General features: G+C 55.9%; 26 protein-coding genes and 1 tRNA gene. 18 read left to right on the forward strand and 9 right to left on the reverse strand.

What is annotated here, in order from left to right; translation table 11 throughout:
• Window positions 1–36: 36 nt before the first annotated feature.
• Window positions 37–720, reverse strand: coding sequence for a hypothetical protein (locus GOW98_RS15155; protein WP_254438018.1), 684 nt, complete (start codon window positions 718–720; stop codon window positions 37–39).
• 124 nt (window positions 721–844) lie between these two features.
• On the opposite strand from GOW98_RS15155, the gene GOW98_RS15160 reads away from it, so the two are divergent.
• Window positions 845–1,171 carry an antibiotic biosynthesis monooxygenase family protein gene (locus GOW98_RS15160; RefSeq protein ID WP_170327094.1) on the forward strand — a complete coding sequence of 109 codons (327 nt, stop codon included), beginning with the start codon at window positions 845–847 and terminating at the stop codon, window positions 1,169–1,171.
• A gap of 65 nt (window positions 1,172–1,236) precedes the next feature.
• A complete protein-coding gene (locus tag GOW98_RS15165; protein ID WP_170333523.1) occupies window positions 1,237–1,644 on the forward strand; it encodes a universal stress protein in 408 nt (135 codons plus the stop codon).
• Here the strand turns inward: GOW98_RS15165 and GOW98_RS15170 are convergent.
• Entirely contained in the window at window positions 1,629–2,132 is a 504-nt protein-coding gene (locus GOW98_RS15170) for a HugZ family protein (protein WP_170333525.1), read from the reverse strand. The genes GOW98_RS15165 and GOW98_RS15170 overlap by 16 nt on opposite strands.
• Before the next feature lie 248 nt (window positions 2,133–2,380).
• On the opposite strand from GOW98_RS15170, the gene GOW98_RS15175 reads away from it, so the two are divergent.
• The 3 genes from GOW98_RS15175 (at window position 2,381) to GOW98_RS15185 (ending at window position 3,482) form a co-directional block, all read left to right on the forward strand.
• Window positions 2,381–2,686: an excalibur calcium-binding domain-containing protein gene (locus GOW98_RS15175; RefSeq protein WP_254438019.1), complete on the forward strand. Its 306-nt coding sequence runs from the start codon at window positions 2,381–2,383 to the stop codon at window positions 2,684–2,686.
• Between the two features lie 109 nt (window positions 2,687–2,795).
• Entirely contained in the window at window positions 2,796–3,089 is a 294-nt protein-coding gene (locus GOW98_RS15180; RefSeq protein WP_170333530.1) for a hypothetical protein, read from the forward strand.
• A 39-nt stretch (window positions 3,090–3,128) separates the two neighbouring features.
• On the forward strand, window positions 3,129–3,482 hold the full coding sequence (locus tag GOW98_RS15185; protein WP_170333532.1) for an MmcQ/YjbR family DNA-binding protein: 354 nt from the start codon (window positions 3,129–3,131) through the stop codon (window positions 3,480–3,482).
• On the opposite strand, the gene GOW98_RS15190 is transcribed toward GOW98_RS15185, so the two are convergent.
• On the reverse strand, window positions 3,479–4,186 hold the full coding sequence (locus GOW98_RS15190; protein WP_170333534.1) for an ORF6N domain-containing protein: 708 nt from the start codon (window positions 4,184–4,186) through the stop codon (window positions 3,479–3,481). The two genes, GOW98_RS15185 and GOW98_RS15190, sit on opposite strands and share 4 nt — an antisense overlap.
• A gap of 342 nt (window positions 4,187–4,528) precedes the next feature.
• Between GOW98_RS15190 and GOW98_RS15195 the strand changes: the two genes are divergently transcribed.
• On the forward strand, window positions 4,529–5,290 hold the full coding sequence (locus GOW98_RS15195; protein ID WP_170333536.1) for a hypothetical protein: 762 nt from the start codon (window positions 4,529–4,531) through the stop codon (window positions 5,288–5,290).
• Here the strand turns inward: GOW98_RS15195 and uvrB are convergent, their stop codons facing one another.
• A complete protein-coding gene (uvrB, locus tag GOW98_RS15200) occupies window positions 5,291–7,477 on the reverse strand; it encodes an excinuclease ABC subunit UvrB (RefSeq protein ID WP_170333538.1) in 2,187 nt (728 codons plus the stop codon).
• Between the two features lie 153 nt (window positions 7,478–7,630).
• Here uvrB and GOW98_RS15205 point away from each other — a divergent pair, with 153 nt between their 5' ends.
• The 5 genes from GOW98_RS15205 to GOW98_RS15225 all read left to right on the forward strand — a co-directional run bounded on the left by GOW98_RS15205 (window position 7,631) and on the right by GOW98_RS15225 (window position 10,327).
• On the forward strand, window positions 7,631–7,942 hold the full coding sequence (locus tag GOW98_RS15205; RefSeq protein ID WP_170327085.1) for an ETC complex I subunit: 312 nt from the start codon (window positions 7,631–7,633) through the stop codon (window positions 7,940–7,942).
• 1 nt (window position 7,943) lies between these two features.
• The gene (locus GOW98_RS15210) at window positions 7,944–8,420 is read left to right on the forward strand and encodes a GNAT family N-acetyltransferase (protein ID WP_170333653.1); all 477 of its coding nucleotides are present in this window, start codon (window positions 7,944–7,946) and stop codon (window positions 8,418–8,420) included.
• Between the two features lie 181 nt (window positions 8,421–8,601).
• A tRNA-Arg gene (locus GOW98_RS15215) sits at window positions 8,602–8,679 on the forward strand.
• 197 nt (window positions 8,680–8,876) lie between these two features.
• Window positions 8,877–9,287 (forward strand): sugar phosphate isomerase/epimerase family protein, encoded by a 411-nt coding sequence (locus tag GOW98_RS15220; RefSeq protein ID WP_254438020.1) that lies wholly within the window; start codon window positions 8,877–8,879, stop codon window positions 9,285–9,287.
• Window positions 9,288–9,352: 65 nt separating this feature from the next.
• Window positions 9,353–10,327: a Gfo/Idh/MocA family protein gene (locus tag GOW98_RS15225; protein WP_170333541.1), complete on the forward strand. Its 975-nt coding sequence runs from the start codon at window positions 9,353–9,355 to the stop codon at window positions 10,325–10,327.
• Between the two features lie 451 nt (window positions 10,328–10,778).
• Here GOW98_RS15225 and GOW98_RS15230 read toward each other — a convergent pair whose 3' ends face one another.
• Genes GOW98_RS15230 through GOW98_RS15240 form a run of 3 tightly spaced genes read right to left on the reverse strand, consistent with a single transcriptional unit; the run spans window position 10,779 to window position 13,480 of the window.
• A complete protein-coding gene (locus GOW98_RS15230; protein WP_170333543.1) occupies window positions 10,779–11,759 on the reverse strand; it encodes a CobW family GTP-binding protein in 981 nt (326 codons plus the stop codon).
• Window positions 11,760–11,763: 4 nt separating this feature from the next.
• Window positions 11,764–13,236, reverse strand: a complete 1,473-nt coding sequence (gene gntH / locus GOW98_RS15235) for a guanitoxin biosynthesis MBL fold metallo-hydrolase GntH (protein WP_170333545.1) — start codon at window positions 13,234–13,236, stop codon at window positions 11,764–11,766.
• Window positions 13,237–13,246: 10 nt separating this feature from the next.
• Window positions 13,247–13,480 carry a hypothetical protein gene (locus tag GOW98_RS15240; protein WP_170333546.1) on the reverse strand — a complete coding sequence of 78 codons (234 nt, stop codon included), beginning with the start codon at window positions 13,478–13,480 and terminating at the stop codon, window positions 13,247–13,249.
• Window positions 13,481–13,579: 99 nt separating this feature from the next.
• Here GOW98_RS15240 and GOW98_RS15245 point away from each other — a divergent pair, with 99 nt between their 5' ends.
• Window positions 13,580–14,908: a tetratricopeptide repeat protein gene (locus tag GOW98_RS15245; protein WP_170333549.1), complete on the forward strand. Its 1,329-nt coding sequence runs from the start codon at window positions 13,580–13,582 to the stop codon at window positions 14,906–14,908.
• A gap of 225 nt (window positions 14,909–15,133) precedes the next feature.
• Here the strand turns inward: GOW98_RS15245 and GOW98_RS15250 are convergent, their stop codons facing one another.
• Together GOW98_RS15250 and GOW98_RS15255 are read right to left on the reverse strand one after the other, a co-directional pair.
• Entirely contained in the window at window positions 15,134–15,391 is a 258-nt protein-coding gene (locus GOW98_RS15250) for an antitoxin VbhA family protein (RefSeq protein WP_170333552.1), read from the reverse strand.
• Window positions 15,392–15,740: 349 nt separating this feature from the next.
• Window positions 15,741–16,607, reverse strand: coding sequence for a LysR family transcriptional regulator (locus GOW98_RS15255; protein ID WP_217359585.1), 867 nt, complete (start codon window positions 16,605–16,607; stop codon window positions 15,741–15,743).
• Window positions 16,608–16,727: 120 nt separating this feature from the next.
• On the opposite strand from GOW98_RS15255, the gene GOW98_RS15260 reads away from it, so the two are divergent.
• The 6 genes from GOW98_RS15260 to GOW98_RS15285 all read left to right on the forward strand — a co-directional run bounded on the left by GOW98_RS15260 (window position 16,728) and on the right by GOW98_RS15285 (window position 24,371).
• On the forward strand, window positions 16,728–18,170 hold the full coding sequence (locus tag GOW98_RS15260) for an aldehyde dehydrogenase family protein (protein ID WP_170333554.1): 1,443 nt from the start codon (window positions 16,728–16,730) through the stop codon (window positions 18,168–18,170).
• Window positions 18,170–19,147: a membrane dipeptidase gene (locus GOW98_RS15265; protein ID WP_170333556.1), complete on the forward strand. Its 978-nt coding sequence runs from the start codon at window positions 18,170–18,172 to the stop codon at window positions 19,145–19,147. Before GOW98_RS15260 ends, GOW98_RS15265 begins: the two co-directional genes overlap by 1 nt.
• The gene (locus GOW98_RS15270) at window positions 19,144–20,829 is read left to right on the forward strand and encodes a hypothetical protein (protein ID WP_170333558.1); all 1,686 of its coding nucleotides are present in this window, start codon (window positions 19,144–19,146) and stop codon (window positions 20,827–20,829) included. Before GOW98_RS15265 ends, GOW98_RS15270 begins: the two co-directional genes overlap by 4 nt.
• Entirely contained in the window at window positions 20,826–21,455 is a 630-nt protein-coding gene (locus tag GOW98_RS15275; RefSeq protein WP_170333560.1) for a DUF3726 domain-containing protein, read from the forward strand. The genes GOW98_RS15270 and GOW98_RS15275 overlap by 4 nt, the downstream gene beginning before the upstream one ends.
• A 12-nt stretch (window positions 21,456–21,467) precedes the next feature.
• The gene (locus GOW98_RS15280) at window positions 21,468–22,478 is read left to right on the forward strand and encodes an Ldh family oxidoreductase (protein WP_170333563.1); all 1,011 of its coding nucleotides are present in this window, start codon (window positions 21,468–21,470) and stop codon (window positions 22,476–22,478) included.
• Between the two features lie 78 nt (window positions 22,479–22,556).
• The gene (locus GOW98_RS15285) at window positions 22,557–24,371 is read left to right on the forward strand and encodes a BCCT family transporter (RefSeq protein ID WP_170333565.1); all 1,815 of its coding nucleotides are present in this window, start codon (window positions 22,557–22,559) and stop codon (window positions 24,369–24,371) included.
• Window positions 24,372–24,692: the final 321 nt, after the last annotated feature.

A 24,692-nucleotide genomic window follows, 5' to 3' on the forward strand; every position in this document is an offset into this window, starting at 1 on the left:
TGGCCGCCCTGTAACTGGGCGGCCAATTCGCCGATTTCAGAATTCGTTCCAGATTGCCAGCTTAAGACCCGTGTCGTTTTGAGTGTTATTACGTTCAACACCCAACACCCACGTAGTCGAACTGTTCTTTGTCCGGATCATGACCGAGGGCCTGGCTCTCCAATACAACGAATGGTCTGGCGCAAAGGCCGTTTCTATCTGTATCAAAGGGTTAAGCAGTCGATCCCCGGAAAGACCAGCGGTGACATCGATTTTGCGAAGCAGGACGTCATGTGTGCGGTATTCCAAAGCAGTATCGATGGCCACCCAGCTGTTGCCCCAACCGGTACGGAACCCTTTGCCGTACGAGAGGGTCAGCTTGTACATCGCCCAGGCATCTCGGTATCGGTGATGGGCACCGGCACCCAACTCTGCTGCAAATCGTCCCCACTTGTCGAATTCTGCGACCGGGAACCGGGCAAACAAGAGTGCGTGGCCGTAAAGGTCGCGATTCTCCTCGATATCAAGCCCGATTGTCAGTTTCGGTCGGTATCCGAATTCGGCGTAAAGCCCTGTTTTGTAGTCATACGTGCCGTCGGGGTCCTTGAAGGCAGTGACCGAGGTCGCAGTGAACGCCGAACCCTTTTCCCGCAGCCACGCCCCGGGCCATGCCGGGGCGGCGGCAAGCAGAAAGGACAAAAGAAGGACGATCCGGCACATGCGCGCAGAATCCCCCAGCATGGTTAACGGAGGGTTAGTAATTTGTTCATTTTTTGGAAACCGACAAAGAGGTCTCGCCCGCAAAGGAAACACGAGACCTTTGCAATTCCTGTGTTAAGCTTGTGAAACGATAAGGAGAATCCAGATGCCGAAGATTTCCAAGAGCGCGAGCGTCCAGACAGTTATCACCACCTTTGAAATGACGCCGGGTACCTGCCACGATCTGCTGGAGGCACTGACCGACGCCTATGCCGAGTTCATCTCGAAACAGCCGGGATTTGTTTCGGCTGGGTTGCATGTGAACGATGCTCAGACGCGGATTGCAAACTATTCCCAGTGGGAACGCCGCGAGGATTTTCTGGCCATGCTGCGCACTCCGGAAATGCGCGACCGCAACCGCAAGATCAACGAGCTGTGCAAAAGCTTTGAGCCGGTGATGTATGACGTGGCCGAGACTTTTGGCAGTTCCTGACTTGGATCAAAGCATCAACGCCCAGCCCCGCGCAACATGGGTGCGGGAAAACGGAGGCGCGCGCCATGTATCATAACATTCTTATACCCATTTCTTTCGATGCTGAACGGGATATTTCCGGGCCGCTGAAGCTGGCCGAGATCCTGTCGACACCGGACGCCCAAGTGACTTTGTTGCATGTGGTCGAACACATCCCGAACTATGCGATCTCTTACATGCCGCCCGAATACCTGAGCGAAGCCCGCAAGGCGATCCAGACCGAACTGGACGAGTTGGCAGCGAAACTGCCCAACGCGACGGGCGTGGTGATCGAAGGGCATTCGGGGCGCACCATTCTGGACTGGGCGGAAACCCACAAGCCGGACCTGATTGTCATGGCATCGCATCGACCGGGTATGCAGGATCTTCTGTTGGGCTCAACCGCGAACCATGTGGTTCGCCACGCAGCCTGCGCGGTTCACGTGGTGCGTTGATCGGGCACAAGATCGGCGGATGCAAGGCGCCAGGCCTTGCCAAAACCACCGTTCAACACGGCCTCTGAAATCTCAAAATGAACAAAGCCGAAATCGGTGAAATCGACATAGAGCTTCGCTTTGGGGCGCAGGGCCAGATACCGTGTGCGGAGGGTACCGTGTTCCGCACTGTCGCGCGCAACGAACCGGGCCTCGGCGTGCAAAGTCAAACGTGGATGGGTCAGGGGATCGCCGGCCTCTCCCGGTTCTCCGATCAGCAGGGCGCAGGCCGGATTGGCGTGCAAGGCCCGCGTATGATCCGCCAGGGTCGAGATCAGGGTGATCAGCCCGCCAGCCTCATCCGTTGCCAGCGCGATACGCGACACCGACGGCACCGCTTTGCCCGGTTGCAAGGTGGCGAGTGCGCCAAAGGTTACGCTCTCAATCAGGTCGCGGGCCAAACCGCGGGCGGTGTCATCGACCGGGCGAAAGGGGGTGGTAAGACTCATGACAAACGTGTTTCCAAGGTGGCTGCACCCTTTGAAGGATAGCTGCATCGCCCACCCGGTGCGAGGGCTTGTTTCGGCTCGCTAAATGGCGGGGTTTGGGTCTCGGTTTCGCCATAAACTCGGGTTAGTGGAAGGGTATGCCGATCGACACATCCGAAACAGATTCGACACTCACTAAGACATCGAAGCGCCAGAGGCGGGCAGACGCCTTGCGTAAGCGCGCGCTGTCACCGGTTCGGATCCTGATCATGGTCCTCATGCTGCCTGTGACAACGATGGGTATCGCCGTGGGTGTTTATCTGCGAACATCCGACTTTGAACGCGAAGAGGCCTTGATCCATTTGATTGCTCTGGCGGGGTGCGACGCGGTTAAAAATGTTGCGCCGGGGCCATTTCTGACCGGAGGGCCGGGGTATCATCCGCGTAATGATCCAGATGGCGATGGCGTTGCCTGCGACACTATCGCGGCCGCCCCCGTTGCCGACGCGGTCCCGCAGCAGACCGGAACGCGCCCATCCCGGACGGTCGGAACCGCCAAGTTCGTTCGCCCCTGATTGGTCCTTGCGCGGGCTCTGCGCGATTCACCGATGCTGTGTTACACTGCGCCGGACGTGCCGCTTACGGCCGTCTTTGGGGGATTTCGCCCTGAAAGGGAGGAAAGAAATGTTTGCACGTATTACGCAGTTCAAAATGAAGCCCGGCATGCGGGATGCCGCCGAGGCAAAAATGAATGAGCTTAAAGATCAGATTATGGGCATGAACGGGATGCACAGCTTTACCAATGCCATGAACGAGGACGGTACCGGTTACGTTGTTGCGGTTGTCGAAAGCGAGGAGACATCGAACGCGAACGCGCCCAAAGTGGCCGAGTTGTGGGGGAATTTCGCAGAATTCCTTGAGGTCCCGCCGTCCCCTGCCGGGTTTGACGTGGTCGTCCACTGGGATAAAGCCCTTTAAACGCTTGCATATTTTCGGGTGATCGCCGAGATTCGGGCGATGACCCGCGATGATTTCAACGCCTTTTGCGCCGGCCTCAAAGCCACCAGCCATGTGGTGCAATGGGGCAATGCGGATGTGTGGAAAGTGGGCGGCAAGGTGTTTGCAATCTGCGGCTGGAACGATGGGCGCGATGCGTTCACTTTCAAGGCGACCGATCTGGCGTTTGAGGTTCTGGGCGATGAGCCCGGCATCCGCCCAGCGCCTTACCTTGCCTCGCGCGGGATGAAATGGCTGCAGGTTTATGAGGAACGTGGCATGTCCGACGCATCCCTGCGCGAACATATCGTGACGTCTTATGATCTGGTCGTGGCCAAGCTGACTAAAAAGATGCGGGCCGAGCTGGGGGTTTAACCCTTCATCGCCTGCAGCAACTCCAGCAGCCGCTTGCGGTCGTCATCATCGGCGTAATCCCCGGTGGCCAGACGTTGCGCGATGTTCAGACGCAGGCGTTCGTGTTGGGTGCGGACCTCTTCACCTGCAGTTTCGGCGAGGGTTTTCATGATCACCGCCACAGCCTGTTGCCGCTTGGTGGTGGGGTTTGCGATGTAATCAACAAGGCTCTGCTGCCCGGAATCGAGGATGTTTTCAGCCAGATCGCGCAGTTGCTGACCATTAGGCAGCAACGGGGCGGGGGCGTCTTCGGGCGGCAGGATTTCCGGCACGCTTCGCGGGGTTTCTGCCAGAGCGTTTGCGCCGTCCACAAAGGCCTCGGTGATCATGCGGGTGATCCTGATGGCACGCGGGTCCTTGAACAGGGCCGAGGCGATGGCCACGCCGTAATCCGTATAGACCCACGGATTGACCCGCCGCCCGCCACGGCCCTTGGGTTTTGAGATCACATTCTGTGATTGCAAATCAGCGACTTCGGCATCGCTCAGCTGAAAGCGGTAGCCTTCGAACAGGTCCTTGTTGCGCGAGACGGCCTGATTGAACGCGCTGACGGATTTCCCATAGAACTGCGCCAAATCCTCGGCCAGCACTACGCGGACACCGCGCACCCGGTGAATGGCGCTTTGGACCTCATGCGTGCTGGGCAGGGTGTTGGGGTTCGTCATGGCAACCGTTTGGAATCACAATCTGTGATTTCAAACGTGGAGGACGGAGCGCTGGGCTGCAAGGGTGGAGTGATGGGCGGCGTCGATGAGGTATTTTAGGTCGCAAAGGATTTTTCATCATTCGCCATCCAAGTATGGTTGACCTATTGGGGAGAAGCGGGTGGTGTTAAGGCTTCCGTTCCAGTATCTTTTTCCGACAAACATTCTATGGACGAGTACATTAGTGGTGCACCCGCAATAAGACTTGAACAAGAAGCGACTGTGAAAAGACGGTCGAAATTACAAATCTGCCACTAACCGTCCAAATTTCGAAGTCATGCAACTTAAATTATGGTTAGTGCAATGGAATCTAAAGATAAAATTTCCCTCGCATCGGTTGTAGTTTCCGTCGTTGGTGTTGTAGCCTCCTCAACAGCGGCCATCATGGCAACTAACGCTAAAAACACTGTGGACAGTGTCAGAAGTGAACTTAGTAAAGTTGAATTGCGCGCTCAACTATTAAGCGCCGCAACTGAACACTTAGAACAACTTGATCCTCAGAACCCAACCTTCTTTGAAAAGTGCCGGATCGTCAGCGCTTACGCTCAGTTCGAAGCCCAGCTTTTGGGGACTGACCAGGTACCAGTGATTGCTCCTTTGCAGTTTGCGTTCTTGGGTATGGATGAAAATGATCCAGTCGTTACAATCTGCAATACAAGGTCGGCGGATGTTGTCTCAGCAACTGTCACGATTGAAGAACCTGTTGTTGAAACGGAAGCTGCAGCATCTGAGGACAACCAGCCAACAGCTTTACTGACAAATCCCGTTGTTGTGTTGGCATCCTACCGCCCGTCTAATTGCCCCATAGCTTTTGAGACAAAAGACCGTATCGCCGATCTATTGAATGACGTGGGAGTTAGCGGTTCCTTCGAAATAGCACTTTCAACAAGCAACCATTACGCTGTCGCGTTTAGCCCCATAAACACGGAAGAAATCAGGCAGTTTCTTAGTGAGGCGCAACGCATAGGCTCCAATTCTGCCGATCCTACAATTTCAGCTATGCGCGGAGCGTATTTAGCGAACACAGAAGGGTGGCAGCATTTATTGTCTGTAAATGAGTGCTAATCACCTTTTTCTTCTCTTCACATTCCCACCTCGCTGCCCCGGCCGTCCGGCCGTTGACCGTCCGCGCGATTTCACCGCGTCTTCCGAGGCTTTCTCGACCGCCCATTGGCGCGCCATGGGGTCGTCGGCGACGGCCAGATCGACCGCTTCCAGACGTTTGATCTCATCCCGGATATTGGCGGCCTCTTCGAATTCGAGGTTTTCGGCGGCCTTGCGCATCTGGTCGCGCAGGCCGTCCAGATGGGCCTCGAGGTTGGCGCCGTGCATTGGTTTGTCGATGGTGGCGGTGACGCGGTTCATGTCGACGTCGCCTTCGTAGAGACCGGCCAGAACGTCCTCGACATTCTTCTTCACCGTCTCGGGGGTGATGCCGTGTTCCTCGTTATAGGCAAGCTGTTTGGCGCGGCGGCGGTTGGTTTCGTTCAGCGCGCGTTCCATGCTGCCGGTGACCTTGTCGGCGTACATGATCACCCGGCCATCGGCGTTTCGCGCGGCGCGACCGATGGTTTGGACCAGAGAGGTCTCGGACCGCAGGAAGCCTTCTTTGTCGGCGTCCAGAATGGCGACCAGCCCGCATTCGGGGATGTCGAGCCCTTCGCGCAGCAGGTTGATGCCGACCAGCACGTCGAACGCTCCCAGCCGCAGGTCACGCAGGATTTCGATGCGTTCCAGCGTATCGATATCCGAATGCATGTAGCGGACCTTGATGCCCTGTTCGTGCAGGTATTCGGTCAGGTCTTCGGCCATGCGTTTGGTGAGCGTGGTGACCAGCGTGCGATATCCATCGGCTGCGACCTTGCGCACCTCGTCCAGCAGGTCGTCCACCTGCATCGACACCGGGCGGATTTCGACCTCGGGGTCCAGCAGACCCGTGGGACGGATCACCTGTTCGGTGAAGACGCCGCCGGTCTGTTCGATCTCCCACTTAGCCGGGGTGGCGGAGACAAAGACAGATTGCGGGCGCATGGCGTCCCATTCCTCGAATTTGAGGGGGCGGTTGTCCATGCAGGACGGCAGGCGGAACCCGTGTTCGGCCAGCGTGAACTTGCGCCGATAGTCGCCGCGGTACATGCCGCCGATCTGAGGCACGGAGACATGGGATTCGTCGGCGAAGACAATAGCGTTGTCGGGGATGAATTCGAACAGGGTCGGGGGCGGCTCACCCGGTGCGCGACCGGTCAGATAACGCGAATAGTTCTCGATCCCGTTGCAGACGCCGGTGGCCTCGAGCATCTCAAGGTCGAAATTGGTGCGCTGTTCCAGACGTTGCGCTTCCAGAAGTTTGCCTTCGCCCACCAGTTGGTCCAGCCGGATGCGCAATTCCTTTTTGATCCCGATGATCGCCTGCTGCATCGTGGGTTTCGGCGTTACATAGTGCGAGTTCGCGTAGACCCGAATCTGCTCCATCGTGTCGGTCTTTTCACCGGTCAGAGGGTCAAATTCGGTGATCTGTTCCAATTCCTCACCGAAGAACGACAGTTTCCACGCGCGGTCCTCAAGGTGTGCGGGCCAGATTTCAAGGCTATCGCCGCGCACCCGGAAGGACCCGCGCTGAAACGCCTGATCGTTGCGGCGGTACTGCTGGGCGACCAGATCGGCCATCACCTGCCGCTGGTCGTATTCATTGCCCACCTTCAGGTCCTGCGTCATTGCTCCGTAGGTCTCAACCGAGCCGATACCATAGATACAGGACACCGAGGCGACGATGATCACATCATCGCGTTCCAGCAAGGCTCGCGTGGCCGAGTGGCGCATCCGGTCGATCTGTTCGTTGATCTGGGATTCTTTCTCGATGTAGGTGTCTGAGCGCGGCACATAGGCCTCGGGCTGGTAATAGTCGTAGTAGGACACGAAGTATTCGACCGAGTTTTCGGGGAAGAAGCCTTTGAATTCTCCGTACAACTGCGCCGCCAGCGTCTTGTTGGGCGCAAGGATGATGGCAGGGCGCTGGGTTTCCTCGATCACCTTGGCCATGGTGAAGGTCTTCCCTGTCCCGGTCGCGCCTAGCAGAACCTGATCACGTTCACCGTCCAGAACACCGCCTGCCAGTTCCTTGATCGCCGTCGGCTGGTCGCCTGCCGGGTTGAAGTCGGTATGCATCACGAATTCTTTGCCGCCTTCCAGCTTCAGGCGGGCGCGCACGTCGTCGGCAGTCAGCTGGGTCTTGTCGGAATGAGCATAGGCCATAAGGGGGGATTCCTTTCGCGCCTGATTTTGATCTGTTTTTGTTCTTGTTCAAGGGGGCATTTCAAACGCTCTAAGTTGCGACAATTGCGGACTTGTCCACGCCGCGCGTCTGACGCATAAACATCCCCAGCCAAGTGAGTACGGAGAGGCGACATGCGCGCACGGATTTACCAGCCTTCGCGAAACGCGATGACCTCGGGGATGGCCAAGACCCGCAAGTGGGTTCTGGAATACGCCCCAGCCTCGTCGCGCGAGGTTGATCCGCTGATGGGCTGGACCTCGTCCAATGACACGCAGACGCAGGTGCGGCTGAAATTCGACACCAAGGAAGAGGCGTTGGATTACGCCAAGGACAACGGGATCGACGCACAGGTCAGCGAACCGCACAAGCGCAAACCCAACCTGCGCGCCCGTGGCTATGGCGAGAATTTCGCCACCGACCGGCGCGCGCCCTGGACCCACTGAATTGATCGACATCCGCGAGGCTGACCCAACCTCGGACGCGCTGCGCCCGGTGATTGAGGCGCATTTTGCCCATGGCGAAACCGCTGGCCCCGCGGAAAGCAATCACACGATGGATGCTGAGGCGCTGGCGGGGCCGGGGATTCGGTTCTGGGCGATGTTTGAAGCAGGCCAGCCCGTCGGCTGCGGTGCGCTCAAGGCGCTGCCGGATGGCACGGCCGAGGTGAAATCGGTTCATATCCTAGCTCAGGTGCGCGGGCGTGGTCTGGCGCGCAGGATGATGGTTCATCTTGCCGATCTGGCCCGCTCCGAAGGGATTTCCGCATTGGTTCTGGAAACCGGCGCGGCTCATCTGCCAGAGTATGATACAGCCCGAAAACTCTATGAGGCTCTGGGATATTCTTATTGTGGGCCAATTTACGGTTACACGGCCGATCCAAACAGCGCGTTCATGCGCTTGGGTCTTGAACCCCGCCCGTAAAAACCGCAAGAAGGGCGCAGCGGTCCCGTAGCTTAACTGGATAGAGCGCAAATAGCCCCCTAGATCCTACCAATTCGCGATAAATTATTGAAATCGTTCCAAATAATTTGGATTTACCTCCTACAACTTTACCAAGTTGACAATCGAAACGATTTCACCAATACAGCCTAGAGGCGCGAGTGGGCCGTTAGCTCAGCTGGATTAGAGCAGGGAACTTCTAATTCTCAGGTCGGGGGTTCGAGTCCTCCACGGCTCGCCATTTCTCCAGGCGGTTTCGAAACTAACTTGGTGTGACAGCCGTCCCTTTTGCGTTTTAATGCCCTGTATAGAGTGTTCGCGAAAAGTGAAATCTATCCGAATGGTTGCTAAGGTGGCAGCGATCCATCCGCCGGAACTTAGAGCGTGAAATCGTAGAAGTTACTTGTGGTTTCATTTGCGCTGATCTGCCTCACATAATTGTTCAATTTTGATTGTTTGTGCTCGACCGGCATTTGGTCTGCCGGGACGACGGTTTCCAGTGCAGGTGAACGATACCAACCCCCAAAGCCGGTAGGCGCGGATTTCTGGCACTGCTATGTGTCGGGTGACACGCCCGAGACTGTGGCTCGGATTGACAAAGATCGTATCTATGGCTTGCATGTGTGCGATTCACTGCCGTTCTCGGGGGGTATTCCAGACGAAACGGTCCTGCGAGATCTGCCCACCGGCAGTGGAGCTCTTGATCTGCGCGAATGGTGCGACGCTGTGAAGTCGACGGGATATGTGGGCTGGTGGAGCCCGGAGCTGTTCTGCCGAAAGCAACATCAGAGCAACAGCTTCCAAATGGCTGCAGAACTAAAATCACTTCTGGAAAACCTGATCCGATAGGATCAACACAAACGAAAAATGCTGTCACTTATGAGGTGATTAGGCAAACTACTAATGGGAATAACATGTCGAACACGGTCAATTGGGGTATTCTCGGTGCCGCGAACTTTGCGCTGAAACATATGGGCCCAGCAATTCACGCGGCAAACAATGCCAAACTGGTGGCCTTGGCCTCAGGCTCCAAGCACAAGGTCGCGCCATTTCAAGCCTTGTGTCCTGATCTGAAGATCCATGACAGCTATGACGCATTGTTGGCTGATCCGGACATCGACGCGGTCTATATCCCGCTGCCAAATCACCTGCATGTTGAGTGGTCTTTGAAGGCTCTGGAGGCTGGAAAACATGTCCTCTGTGAAAAGCCGATGACATTGCAGGCGGGCGAGTTTGATACTCTGATAGACGCCCGCGACCGAACTGGTTTGCTTGCTGCCGAGGCCTTCATGATCGTGCACCATCCGCAATGGCACTTTGTACGCGAGTTGATCCAATCCGGAGAGATTGGGCGGCTGGTACATGTCAGCGGCATCTTTGCCTTCGACAGTCGGGAAGATGTCGAGAACATCCGGCATCGCCCTGAAACCGGTGGAGGAGCGCTAAGCGATATTGGCGTTTATGTGCTGGGATCGACCCGCTTTGTAACGGGTGAAGAACCGCAGGATATCTTGTCCCGCATCCGATGGGAAAATGACGTGGACGCCTTCACTGACATCCGGGCGAGCTTCCCTGGCTTCACCTATTCGGCCTACGTGACCACACGTCTCAACCTGTTCCAGGAAATGACTTTCCATGGTGAAGGAGGATTGATCCGTGTAACGGCGCCCTTCAACCCAAGGATCTATGGCGAGGCCAGTGTCGAGTTGCACAAAGATGGTAGAGATGTCTCGCGTAGGCGGTTTCCGATCATTGATCAGTACAAATTGCAGGTCGAGGCATTCGGGGATTCGGTGACGACCGGGGCGCAATATCCGTGCCCGCTCGAGTTCTCGAAGGAAACGCAGGTTGCGATTGATCAAGCCTTCGAGAACAGTTGGGATATCTGAGCTGCGCAGGCGAGAGCCCTCATGCCGATGGGTTTAGCCCTTGGTGATACCTGCCCCAATCCCCGTAAACCTTCTTCCGAAAAGCGATCCTGAGTATGCTGGGGGGCTCGCATGGGCGCATTGTATGTCCGGTTTGAGCTTTCCCTGCGATGGCCAATGGCTGCTATTCGCAGCCCGCATCCGTTCGGGAGAAGCGCAGCATTCGTTGAAATGGGCTCGCAAAAAACCTTACCTGCAAGGTACTCGGTCGACACTTCGCGGACTTAACAGCTATACGAATCTTCGCTCCGGAGTGCCAAAACCTGACCGAAGCAGACCTTCACGACTGAACTTTACAAGTCCCGCTAAGCAACAGCAATTTCCTCCTAACCTGATCTGAGGTTGTCGATCCGGGACGTGCAAACCGTAGATTCGAAGTGGTACACAACACCGGGCTTTGCCAGCTTAACCGCTATGCTGACACCAATAACGTATCGGATAGAGCGTCTGCTGAAAGGGCTCCCGGCGCGCCAATAGCGACAAGCCTTGTTTCAGGCTTTCGGTCCCCCCATGCCCCGTCCTTCGCGATATCCATTCTTTTGCCGACGACCTGTACAAGAATACGATGATCTGGATCCTCTTCACTGAAGACAAAGCCCTTAAGACGATACACGTCTCCGGGCAGATTCCGAATTGCAGTCTTGAGAGAAGAAAGGCTAATGGGGTGATCGACTTTCATCATAGTCGTCGAAAAGCTGTCAGAGTGATCGGCGCGTTGGCAACCGCAACTGGGCCCATGTTCGTGATGATCCGGTATTTTCGTTTCAAGTTGCTCGCTGGCAAAGCGTCCCACGGACAGCAAAATATCCAGCGGGACATCGGCATTTACAGCTTCGACCAGACGATATCGCCGGAAACGTGACCCAAGCCAATCATGAACCTTTTGAACCGTGGCCCTGTCGACAAGATCGACCTTGTTCAGAATAACCATGTCCGAAAACGCAATTTGGCGAAGCTTCAATTCCATTTGTTCAGGTGCTGCGAACAATTGCTCCGCATCGACCAGGCACATCAGGCTGTCCAAGCGGATCATGTCCCGAAACTTCTGATCGGTGAATGTCATTGCAATTGATGACGGGTCCGACACTCCGCTTGCTTCAAGGACGATGTATTCCGGTTTCTCAGGCCGGGCGAGAACGGCTTCTACCGTTTCGATCAGGTCATCTCGGATCGAGCAGCACACGCAGCCATTCGCAAGGCTCATCACATCATCTTCAACGCCAACGACAAGATCAGCATCGACATTGATGGATCCGAAATCATTGATAAGAACGGCCACCCTTAACCCGTGGTTTCCGGTAAGGATGCGGTTCAGAAGGGTTGTCTTACCGGCTCCGAGAAAGCCGGTAAGAATCGTAACAGGGATTGCGGATGTCGAGCCAAATTCGATCATCTCTTTACTCCGCCTTCTTCTTGCGGTTCGGGATGACGTCATCGACCTTGATAACGAAATCACTGGGCCACTCAGGATCGGGGGCCCGGAAAACGTCGGCTGGATAGTATTCCTTTGGGTCGATCTCCATATCGCGGTATTTCTGGTCTTGCTGTTCGGCACGTGACGACCTCGGCGCGGGCGGCTTGATTTCGTCAGGTAACGTGATCTTGCCTTCTGCTTCCATTTTGCCCAATTCGCGGAATGGCGCGACCGAACCAGATTTGCCTGGAAGCGTCGCCTTCCGATACCAGATTGCATCTTTGGTTACGTTGACGACGGCGACATCCAACCCCCAGGCAAACAAACCGTCATAATGGGCTCGAATTCCCGCCAACATCTCGGCGTCAATATCCTCGTCTTGCGTATAGTGGGTCACCATTGCAAGCCGTGGGCGCGCCTCAGCCATCATCTTACCAACAGCGTAGTGAGAAGTATGGTGCGTATCGATTGTGTAGTTGAACAGCTCTTGCGGCAGGCCGTATTTGTAAGTCATCAGTTGCCCGATATCCTGACCGGACATTTCGGTCACAAACACATCGACGCCTTTTCCGTATTCAAGGCTCAGTTCATCGGGGCGGCCATCGCCGGTCCAAACAAAGCTCAGCCCGTTCCAATCCAGCCGATATCCGACAGCGCCGTCCTTGGCATGGCTGCGCGGCCAGGAACGTATAGTCACGCCATCTTCATCATAGACGATGCCACCTTCCTGACGGAAATCGAATTCGTTAACTTCGATCTCGTAGCCGTCCCCAATCGGGAACACATCAAAGGCCTCCAGATGCCATTTAAGCATCTGCTGCATGCCCTTAACCATTCCGGCAGTACCAAGCTCTGGTGTCCGTCCTGAGGGGCCGTGGATGCGCAGCGGTGTGTACCCACCGGACCAAGCCCGGAACGGGTAGATGTAAGGGATGTCGGCATAGTGATCGACATGCAGGTGCGTGATGAAGATGTCGTTGATCAACTGACCCGGAACCTGCATCCCGATAATGTTGCGGACGCAGCCCGAGCCGAAGTCGAAGAAAAACCGTTTTCCGTTACCCAACTCGACCATGATACAGGTGCCAGCCTGATCTTCGCGGGGCGGAAATGGCGTCGAACCACAGAACGATATCCGCATTTCGTCGGGCCCGAGGTCCTCGGAAAGCGGAAAATAATTCGCATTCGAGCCTGTCATGTATTTCGTAGGACGGAAGTATTCCGGCAAAGTGATGCCCCCGGCAGGTCTGCCGCCGTACGGGTTCTTTAGGCTTTCGCCTAATGGCCCATCGCCAGGGTGCGCCTGTGCAGCTCTTGAACCGTAGCTAACGGCACCGGTTGCTACCGCACCTGCTGCCAGCCCCTGCATAACGTGACGCCGGGAAGGATTTTCGATATCGGCGGATTTTTGGGTCTGTTCGTTTTCTAAGTCTTTGCCGTTGTCTTTTTTTGTCATGGCTATGCCCTCAATTGGAAATGTTGCGAGGATTGCGCTTCACCATCCGGCGAAGCTCGTTCACGAGTTCAGATCTGATGTGGGTCCATTCCGCGCGCTCTGAGGCTGTGATCGATACATCATCCAACAGCTCGGAAACTTTCTTCAGGTCTTCGATAACTTCTTTGAGCAACGCATCTGTTTGGATGCGCGCTGACAACGCCTCGGAAAGTTCTGGAATCTCTTCAATCAGATCCACCGTCACTGGATAAATCCCGGCTCCCACTATCTATTCTCACATCGAGATGAGTGTGGTTGACCGCGCCAGCCAAGTGAGTCACCGTGAGTTGGGGGTGAGTTTGCCTTGAACAAAGCCAATGATTTGCCGACAGATCAAGATGTTGGACAGCCGTCGCCGGATCTTGTCCGGGAAGCGCTCGAGCGCGTTGTATCGAGCGGCGAGTTTCAAGCTTCGCCCCGTCTCCAGCAGTTTCTTACATACATCGTCGAGGAAGCTATCGCGGGTCGCAGTCCCCAGATTCGAGGCAAAGCTATCGCTGTGGAGGTCTATGGGCGACGCATTGATGGCACTGGTGGTCAAAATCTCGTTCGCGTTGAAGCCAGGCGGCTGCGTCGGCTACTACATGAGTTTTATGAAGAAAAATGGGACGGCGAAGGTGTCCGTATTTTTGTTGATCCCGGCGGATACAAGCCGCGGTTTTCATACGATCCATTGCCTGAAAATCCCGTCACGGGTCCGCCTCAGCAGGGGCAGTTCGTTGGACCACCAAGGCAATGGATTTTTACCGGATTGGGCGTCCTCGCCATAATCGCAATCGCTGGATTGTGGTTGAACCAAGACAGTGCCGACCCGGAGCCAATAACACGCACCGCCGTGCAGGCGGAACGTGCGGCACTTGGTGAACAATCTTTGGCACGATTACAGGCTGCCAACCTTGCGGACCAAGCCCGCGGCATGTTTTTTCCCGTTTTTGATGCCAAGCGTCAGAAAATAGCACTTGGCATGTTCCAGCATGCCATCGAGCTGGATCCAGCTTTGCCTGATGGGTACTCCGGCTCAGCACAGGTTTTGGCGACCCTGGCTATGCTGTCCCGAGATGAAGCACAAGGAAAGAAACTCATAGGCCAGGCATCGGAAATGTCTGAACAGGCTTTGGATTTGTCCCCCACCGACGCATGGGCCAATGCCGCAAAAGGCTGGGTCTTGGCTGTCAGGGATGAGCCAGACGAGGCTTTGAAATACGCCAGAATGTCCATCACGCTTGCACCTTCGGATGGCCATGTATTGGATCTTGTTGGTATCACGGCCATTGTTGCCAATGCTCCTGACCTTGCCGCCGAAGTCAGCAACTCCCAAAGACCGAGAACAGGTTCCGGTCGATTTGGCTCAAGAAATATCTGGGGCGTCTCCCAACTGATGCTCGGGAACTACCAAGATGTCATAGACGCCTTTCAAGGAGCACCAGCTGCCGGTGCTCCCGTCAGCTCTCCGTCACTACTGTTTCAAGCCGTTGCACAGGATCAGTTGGGCAATTCGGAAGCGGCAGAGCAACTCGTTGACGAAATGCGAATGACTTGGCCCGATTTCCCGTCTGAGTATCTTGCCAACAGGATTTTTCACAACGACGGTAAAACGCAGAAAGCGATACTTGATACACTGACGAGATACTAAGGAAGCGAGTTTCCTTGATTTCTTACGCAAGTTTTCAAGATCGACGTCATACTCAAAGCAACAATGCTAAACCGAGTTCGAATGGTTGGTTTTTGCTGCTTCGTGAGCCCAATGCGAGTACCTTTGATCGTTGGAAACTCGCCGCGGATATCGGGATCGCAGATGATGAGATCTTTCCGTGTCATGAAAAAGGTTCTCTCGAATTTGCCGCCGGTTCTTCTCGAATTACAATGTCTCATTCGAAGTTAGCAGATTCTCGATCCATTGCTTCACATCTTTATCGCTGATCTCGCCGGTGATGTGTCGTTCTTGAACAGCCAAAAACTCATCGCTGATCTTTACACCGGAGAGTCGAACAGACGCATTCGCCTGGCGCCACGCTTCGCGGCGCTTTTCTTGCCCTTGAGTATCAAGCGGCGTTTCTAGGATAAAATCCGCGAAGCTTTTGCCAAGCTCTATCAGGGCTTCGTTCGTCGTAGCCAAGGTTCTTTCAGAGTTTTCGATATTATTTTGTTCATGCGTGGTAGCATTGGTCAGAATAATGAAACTACATAGACGTCGAAGCAGAGCAAGACACTGTCCAAAATGCCGAGTCATGAACCGCTAAAAGCTGGGGTGCCACTGATGCCGGGCGGCCATCTGTCCCAAGTTCCCTGACGACAGACACTGGGGAGTGTGGGCGGAAAGCAGTCTTTCGCTGCAGGAGCAATTAACAAGGTCGCGATCTCACAAAGCAGACAATTACCCTGCCATCTGCGATGCCAGTAACACGAGTGCTTCGTTTCAAAAAGTCAGACTTTAGAGATTGCGACAGAACCAAAAAAGACAACAGCTAATCCATTCGCCAATCATCTGTACATTCCAAAATGAATGACCTGCACGCATCGGTCTGTTCCCGAAATCGTGTTCTGTTTCGGACATATAGATAGACCTGCCTTTTGTCCGGCAGGTCCGACACGGAGCGAAACGCTGTGGTTTCCGGCATAAACCGCGAAACGGTTTGGGGCAGTATCGTGACCCATTTTCCGGTTTTGACCAAAGCAATAAGCGTGTGGGTGTTGTGGAGTGTTATCGCCGCGCCCTCCATTGCGGTCACGAAGGCTTGGGATTGGATTTTGTCGCTCAGTGCGTTTCGCACGAACGGCGCAGCAACTACGTCTTCAATTGTCGGAGGGGCAATCTGAGTGATGAGAGGATGATCCGCCGCACATACCAATCCAAACCGATCCTCAAACAGAGGGATCGCTTCGACGCCGTTGATCGGATGGTGACCGGACGCGATCCCAATATCTGCCTCGCCTTCAGCAAGCGCATCCAGAACGTGTTGCGTGTCTGTATCGCGTATTTCGACTTTCAAGCGTGGATACCGGTTTGCCAAGTGATCAAGGACGGCCGGAAAAATCAGCGCGCCAACTGACGGAACCGATACGATCCGGATCAGGCCGTGCTCGGTCTTTGCGGCCTCTCCGATGCTACTTATGGTGTGTTCGAACTGGCGGACCTGTTTCAGTGCCAGTTTAAACACTTCCTCTCCCAGCACCGTTAGCTGATTCTTGCGCTCGCCTTCGAACAGCGGCTTTCCAATGTGCTGTTCCAGCTGCTTCAGTGACATTGAAACAGCAGATTGTGTACGGCCAAGCCGTTCTGCCGCTTCCGCAAGGTTTCCGGTTTGCGCGACGATGCAGAAACAGCGCAGCATTTCGATCTTGATTGCTATGCTTCAATTCCTCTGAAGTTCAGTCAATTTATTTGAATTTGACTGATGCGTTTAAAAAAATCCATCCTTCTGTAACCCGAAACTCTGTTGGTGGGATCCAAAGTGACCAAATTGAACTTGATTGCAGGCGAGTGGCTGGCTGGTGAAAGCGAGATTGAAAACCGCAACCCGTCGGATTTGAGCGATCTGGTGGGCATGTTTGCCCAAGCCAGTGCCGATCAGCTGGACGCAACGCTGGATCAGGCCCGCATCGCACAGGCCGAATGGGCATCCTATGGGCTGGAGCGTAAACAAGCCGTGCTCATGAACATCGGTAATGAGCTGATGGCGCGCGCCGAGGAATTGGGCACATTGCTCAGTCGCGAAGAGGGCAAACCGCTGGCAGAAGGCAAGGGTGAGGTTTTCCGCGCCGGTCAGTTCTTTACCTACTATGCCGCTGAATGCTTGCGCCAAATCGGTGAGAACGCCGATTCCGTGCGCCCTGACATCGAGATCGACGTGCGACGTGAGGCGGTTGGCGTTGTCGCGATCATCAGTCCATGGAACTTCCCTACTGCGACCGCCTCGTGGAAGATTGCGCCTGCGCTATGTTATGGCAACGCGGTTGTGTGGAAGCCTGCTAACATCACGCCTGCCTCTGCTGTGGCGCTAACCGAAATCATCGAACGTCAGGATATTCCCAAGGGTCTGTTCAGCCTTGTGATGGGCTCGGGTCGTTCAATCGGGCAGCGTCTGGTCGAAAGCCCAAAGGTCAACGCGATTTCCTTCACCGGCTCCGTTCCAGTAGGCAAAGGTATCGCCGCTGCCGCCATTCAGAACCTGACCAAGGTACAGATGGAAATGGGCTCAAAGAACGCTCTGGCCGTCATGGATGACGCCGATCTGGATCTGGCGGTCACCTTGGCACTGGGTGGAGCCTTTGGCGGTACGGGCCAGAAATGCACGGCCTCGTCGCGCCTTGTGGTGCATGAGGGTATCCACGACGCCTTTGTCGAGAAGCTGGTCGCGGGTGCGCAGGCGATGAAAGTGGGTCATGCATTGGAAAACGGCACCCAGATGGGACCCGTCGTCAGCCAGCAGCAACTGTCTGAGAACCTCGCTTATGTCGGTCAGGGCAAATCCGAAGGTGCAGAGCTTGCCTGTGGCGGCCAGCGGCTTGAGATGCCACATGACGGGTTCTACATGTCTCCCGGCGTGTTCCTGAACACCACCAACGATATGGGCATCAACCGCGAGGAAATGTTTGCGCCCCTGACCAGCGTCATTAAGGTCAGCAGCTATGACGAGGCGCTGAGCGTGGTCAATGACACCAACTTTGGTCTGACCTCGGGCATTGTGACCAAGTCGCTGGCCCGCGCCACCCATTTCCGCCGCAATGCGCGCACAGGTGTTGTCACTGTAAACCTACCGACTGCAGGCACCGACTATCACGTACCCTTCGGTGGTCGTGGTGACAGTTCCTATGGCCCGCGTGAGCAGGGCAAGGCTGCTGCCGAGTTCTACACCACCGTCAAAACCGCCTATATCAGCGCAGGCCCTGTCTGATGCTGATCGATGGCCTGCAATATGCCAATTGGTCGGAAAAGATTTTCCGGCAACTGCGCGAAGGCGGCGTGGACGCGATCCACGTCACCATCGCCTATCATGAAAATTTCCGCGAAACTGTTCTGAACTTTGAGAAATGGAATCGCTGGTTCGAGCAATATCCGGACCTGATCATGAAAGGCCGCTGGGCCAGCGACATTGATTTAGCAAAGGAAACGGGCCGGACGGCTGTATTCTTCGGGTTCCAGAACCCGTCTCCGATAGAAGACGATATCGGTCTGGTCGAAATTCTACACGATCTGGGTGCACGGTTCATGCAGCTGACGTACAACAACCAGTCCCTGCTGGCGACCGGCTGTTACGAGGCTGAAGACACCGGCATCACCCGCATGGGCAAACAGGTCATCAAGGAAATGAACCGCGTCGGACTTGTGGTCGACATGAGCCACTCGGCAGACCGCTCGACCATCGAGGCGGCTGATATTTCCGAACGTCCTATCGCCATCACGCACGCTAACCCGCACGAATGGTCTCCAGCACTGCGCAACAAGCGCAAAGACGTGATACGCGCGGTGACACAAAACGGCGGGATGTTCGGCTTTTCGGTCTATCCGCATCACCTGAAGGGCAAATCTGACTGCACGCTGGAAAGTTTCTGCGAGATGATCGCCCGCACGGCCGACAAATATGGGGTAAAGCACCTGGGGATCGGTACGGACCTGTGTCAGGATCAATCCGACAGCGTGGTAGAATGGATGCGGGTTGGGCGCTGGACGAAAGAGATTGACTATGGCGAAGGCTCGGCATCGGCGCCCGGCTTCCCTCCGATGCCGCACTGGTTCCGCGACAATCGCGACTTTGGCAACATCAAAGACGGGCTTCGCGCCGTTGGCATGAACGCCGAAGAGGTGGCGGGTATCATGGGTGGCAACTGGTATCGTTTCTTCGCCGAAAACTTTGGATCGCAACAGCCATGACCACCACGCCCCAAAATGTTGAACGTCGTGAGCCTGCCCAGGTGATGCGCCTTTCGCGTCTTGGGTCTTTTCATCAATGTCGGCTCAGCTTCATGCGCCAGCTCACCCGACGTATGGCGGCTGAGAAATGGGTCTTTTCCCGGCCCGTTTTTGATATTGACACTAACGGTGTGGGCCACGCGGTATATTCCGCGCAAGGACCCGATCGCACCTATTCACTGGTCGCCTTCGCCCATGACCTGCCGCCCGAGCAACGTTCGGATCGTGTGATAGCCGAGGCCTGGGATGCCACCTTCGCCTTGTTCGACGGTGTTCCCAGCAAGGACGATATTCAACGTCTGTCGCGGAATGTACCGCTGCAAGAGGCCGGTCGGGTCAGCGAAAGCGAGTTGTCGCTGTCGCGTGCCAACCGCTCGGTTCGGTTGTGGGCCCATGTAGTAGACCGGCTGGCTGCGGGTCAGCAGCCGGACCTCGCGCAGATCCACAAGGTTGGGTACCTGATGCGCACCACTGCGGTTTACGGATCGGGCAAGTTCGGCGCGGCGGACCGGGAAAAGATCGCCGACCGGCCCGAGGTCAGCGGCCCGTTTCAGGCCGAGATGCTCTCGGTCTATCTGACCCGGATATTCGTACGTGATCTGGTGCAGCACATGGCAAAGGCCAAGGGCGGTGAACAGACTGCGCAGCTTGACCCGAATATCGCCCGCTGGCTGGGGATCGGCAACTCGACCGGGTTGGGCATGGCACCCTTCATCGTCAATCATCCGATCCTGTTCAACAATTGGATTATGGCACGCGAAGAAGCCATCGCGCGCGTTCGGTCCGTTGAGACCGCAACGGACGCCGAAAAGGCCATGTTCCGCGAGATTTTTGAACGCAGCAAATTGTCGATCACTTGGTGGCAGTCCGAGCACCCAATCCAGATCGAAAAGCTTGTCGCCCTGAGCGCCGATCTGAACACGATTGCCGCGTATCTCGATCAGACAGATCTGACGAAAAACCAACCCTGGGATCAACTAATCCTGTGGTCTCAGACCGCTCTTAGCGAAGAAGGGCAAGAGTTGCTGGCCTCTCTGATCCTTGAGCCATATGGCGAGTTGGTGGACGGGTTGAGCAGTTGTATGGCGGATGGCAACAGCGCGGCCTTTGCAATCGACGGTGCAATGCCGGTCAATCAGGTGCGCGAGCTGATCCGCACGAACTTTGGCTGGGCGCTTGATCTGGATTGGTACGCCGCTGAACATTGCGCGCGCGCTTGGTATGTTTCCGAAGAAAAGCTTGAACCCCGCCTGGGGGAACGGTTCGACGAACCTATCGCGGACTATGAACAACCTCTTGCGCCGGCGCGCGATGCGGCGCGTGCGTTTGACGCTCTGGACAACTGGTCGGGCGAAGCCCCGGTCGCAGAGTTTCTGCTGCGCCACCCGGAACATCGCCACACGGTGCGCCGCACGCAGATGAGCCACGTCGCCCCATATGGTGAAATCCGGGACAATACGATTGGCGCAGAGGTGATGCCCATCGACATGCTACGCGCCAAACTCTCGTTTTTTGGCGCAACCCATTTCGATCCGCGCTCAGACCGCTGGGTTCGCATCTGCATGTATGCAGGTGCGCCATATCCTGAAGAGCTGGGTCCGGACAATGCCGATTTGTGGGTCTATCCGGAGCTTGCGCAATGAGCTTTTCACTTAATGAAGTCGAAGCCACCGCCAAACGTGCAACCCGCGGTGCAGGCTATGACTGGGGTGTGGCGGAAGAGGCCGGGAAGGCGACGTGCTGGCTCTGTGCACAAGGTCTTGACGGGGTGGCCGAATTGGCACGCGTTTTGGAGCGCGGGTTTGCCAGTAATTTGGATGAACACGTCCCTAAACATATGGAACCCGACTGGGCTGGGGGTATGGACTTGTGTCCGCTGATGACCGGGGCGTTGCTGTCGGATTGCTCAAATTTGCTGCAATCCGGGCCGAACCGGATCAGAAATTTGGCCACGCCTGCTGTCTTGCTGCCATTTGCGGCCCAAGCCGCGCGTCGCCAATCCGCAATTGTTACTGTCATGGCGGGCGATTTCTTAGCAGCGACTGACGGGACGCAACTGGTACTGAAAAACGAGTGCCCCGCCCACGGAAGCGTAATCGAGGTTGCACTGGGTGACACCTTGACCAACCCGCGCGCGCAAAAGACCCGCGCGATGCCCGATCCGGCGGCATGGAACATCCTTAACCGCTTTGCACACCGCACCTACGCCCCGGCAACGGAAGAATCCCGTTTACTCGGCGCTGGTGCCGGGCTTTCCGACAACGACTGAAAAGAGACCGCCATGATCCAAACCCGCACCCTGTCACTTGCTGAAATAGAAGAGCTGTCTTTCCGGGCACTGGTCGCTGCGGGCACAAGCGAGGAAAACGCGCGGCCTCTGGCGGTCGCAACCTCAGCGACCGAGGCAGACGGGGTTGCCAGTCATGGCCTGGCCTATATCCCGATCTACTGTGAGCACGTTCAATGCGGCAAGGTCGATGGGCAAGCCCGACCGGTTCTGTGGGAGCCACGCCCCGGTGTTATCACTGTCGATGCTGCCACCGGGTTTGCGCATGCAGCCATCGAGGCCGGGTTCAAAGCGCTGATCCCGGCTGCCCGTACGCAGGGGATTGCCGCGCTGGCGATCCGCAACAGTTATAATTGCGGTGTTCTGGGGTATCACACTCACCGGCTGGCGCAGGCCGGGTTGGTCGGTCTGGGCTTCACCAACGCTCCGGCTTCAATTGCACCTTCGGGAGGCTCTAAGCCGGTAGTTGGGACCAATCCGTTCTCGATCGCTGCTCCGGGCACCGATGGGCAATCCGCACTGCTGATCGACCAGAGTGCCAGCACCATCGCAAAAAGCGAAGTCATGAAACATGCCCGGGAAGGCAAGTCGATCCCGGTTGGCTGGGCGCTGGACCCCGATGGTAACCCCACCACCGACCCGAATGTCGGGCTCAAGGGATCGATGGCCCCTTCGGGGGGCTATAAAGGCGTCGGCGTGGCCTTGCTGACCGAGGTTTTGGCCGCGGCGCTAACCGGCGCCACGCTTGGAATTCACGCCTCACCTTTTTCGGGAACGGCTGGAGGCCCTCCTAAGACGGGCCAGTTCTTTATCGCGATTGACGTATCTGCAACCGCAGATGACGCTTTTTCGACCAGAATTGCCGATCTTGTTGAAGCGATCCGATATCAGGACGGCGCACATTTGCCTGGCGATGGTCGCCGGGCGAAGCGTTTGGCGGCAAATTCTGAAGGTGTAGCCGTCAACGTGGCAACGCTGGAGAAAATTGAGGCCCTGCTCAAATAGGGCCCAAATGGTGAAGTTTCGGGACACCTGCAAATAATTTTCTGGAACTCAGGACACGTGCGAACAGGGAGGAAACACATGTCAATGAAGGATCCATTTACCGATCTGGAGATCAAGCGATCTTCGGGCGGCTTCTATGAAGGTCACAGCGTCGAAATTGCTTTGCTCAGCAAGTCGATCATGGTTGCGCTGGTCATCTGGGCACTGGTCTGGCCTGCAAACGCAAATGGAGTTCTGGGAAGCCTGAACTCGCGCCTACTGGAAGACTTCAACGCCTTCTATATCATCATCGTCGGCTTCTTTGCCTTTTTCCTGTTTGTCGTGGCTGCGCTGCCGCAAACTGGTAAACGTCTCATGGGGCCGGAAGGTGAAAAACCTGAATTTTCGGATTTCTCGTGGTTTTCTATGATGTTCGGTGCCGGTCTGGGTGTCGGTCTGATGGTATTTGCCACCGCCGAACCTCTGGGCCTTTGGGGTTCAAATCCGGTTGTGATCGCCGAGCAGGTTGTTGGTAATACCGAAGAGGCACTGCAGTCCGGGTATCGGTATACCTTCCTGCACTACGGGTTTCATGCCTGGGCGATTTATGTCGTGACTGGCTTGTCGCTGGCCTACTATGCCTACACGCGCAACATGCCCTTGACGATCCGCACTGCGCTGACACCGTTGTTTGGCAAGTTGATGAACGGTTTTCTTGGCCACGTCGTAGACGTTCTGGGTGTTGTTGCAACAATCCTAGGCGTCTCGGTAACGATCGGTTTTGGCGTTTCGCAGTTCATCGACGGGCTTTATGCAATTACCGGCATGGGATGGATCATGGATGTGAACGGAGAAGTTCCGACCCCAAGTACAGTTGGTCTGTTGGCGGGTCTGATCGTCATCATGGGCCTGTCGATCATTTCGGCTGTTTCAGGCGTTGGACGTGGTGTTAAGTACCTGTCGAACCTGAATCTGGTGCTTTCTCTGATCCTGCTGCTGGTCTTTGTCGTATTCGGTTCGTTCCTGTTTGCGATGACCACCTATGCAACAGCGTTCATCGACTACATCCAGCATTTCATCTCGCTCAGTTTTGGCGCGTTCAACCCGCAATCAGCGGCGGCATTTGAGGCAGCGTTGCCAAGCGAAGCTGCCCCATTTGCCGATGCCCTATACAGCGGTGCGACCAACCCCTGGGGTTCGTTTGACGGGTTCAAATCAGGGCTTGAAGGCGACGTCGCAGCCTTGCCCGAATCCGTTCTCGCTTCGGTCTATGCCGCTGGTGACCCGGGTCGTCAATTTGGTTGGCAGGCAGGTTGGACCACGTTCTACTGGGCCTGGTGGATCGCGTTCTCGCCCTTCGTGGGCCTGTTCCTGGCGCGGATTTCCAAAGGGCGTTCGGTTCGTGAGTTCATCGTTGGCTGTGTATTCGCACCAGCACTGGTCTGCTTTGCATGGATGACCATTCTGGGGGGCACCGCGATCGACCTTGAACTGAACGGCACGGCCGAGGGTGCCATCATCGGTGCGTCGAACACCGCCAAGCTGTTCGTCACCCTGCAAGAAATGATCTCGGGTGGGTTGCTGTCGGGTATAACAGTGATGTGTGTTGTCCTGATCATGACATTCCTGGTCACATCGGCTGACTCGGGCATTCTGGTGATGAACACCATCATGTCAGGTGGCGATCAGAACATTGGCAACAAACACAAGATCATCTGGGGTCTGATCCTGACGGCGGTGATTGGCGCTCTGATTTTGGCGGCAGGCGAGAACAACCCAATGGATGCCTTGCGGAACGCGATGATCATCGGCGCACTGCCGTTCACGATGGTCATGGGGCTGATGTGCGTGGCTCTCGCCAAGGCCCTTTACCGCGACAGCCTACGCCAGAAACTGACAGCCCCGGCTGAGTAAGCTCGATTCCGGGCAGTTGTACCATGACTGCCCGGATTTCTGCCCAACGGGTTTTGTTCTCGAAATTTCGTGGGGCTCTCTTGTGAACACTTGGTTGAATGAAAAGCGCGCGCCGTAGCAGCGGGTCTTCTCGTAGAAGACGCAGTTTTTCCAATGACGGCTTGGTGCGGCCGAACCGACGTTGAGCACCTCCAGTACTGCGCGGGAGCCTAAATGTCCGCTTTGAGGAGCTGCATCAATGTATTGGTTGATTGGGTAGGGGATCAATTGGGCCCCCGCAGGCTGGGCCAAGCTTGAGCTATTTGAGGGCTCCGCGTGACC

The organism is Ruegeria arenilitoris (assembly GCF_013032445.1).
Lineage (GTDB): Bacteria > Pseudomonadota > Alphaproteobacteria > Rhodobacterales > Rhodobacteraceae > Ruegeria > Ruegeria arenilitoris_F.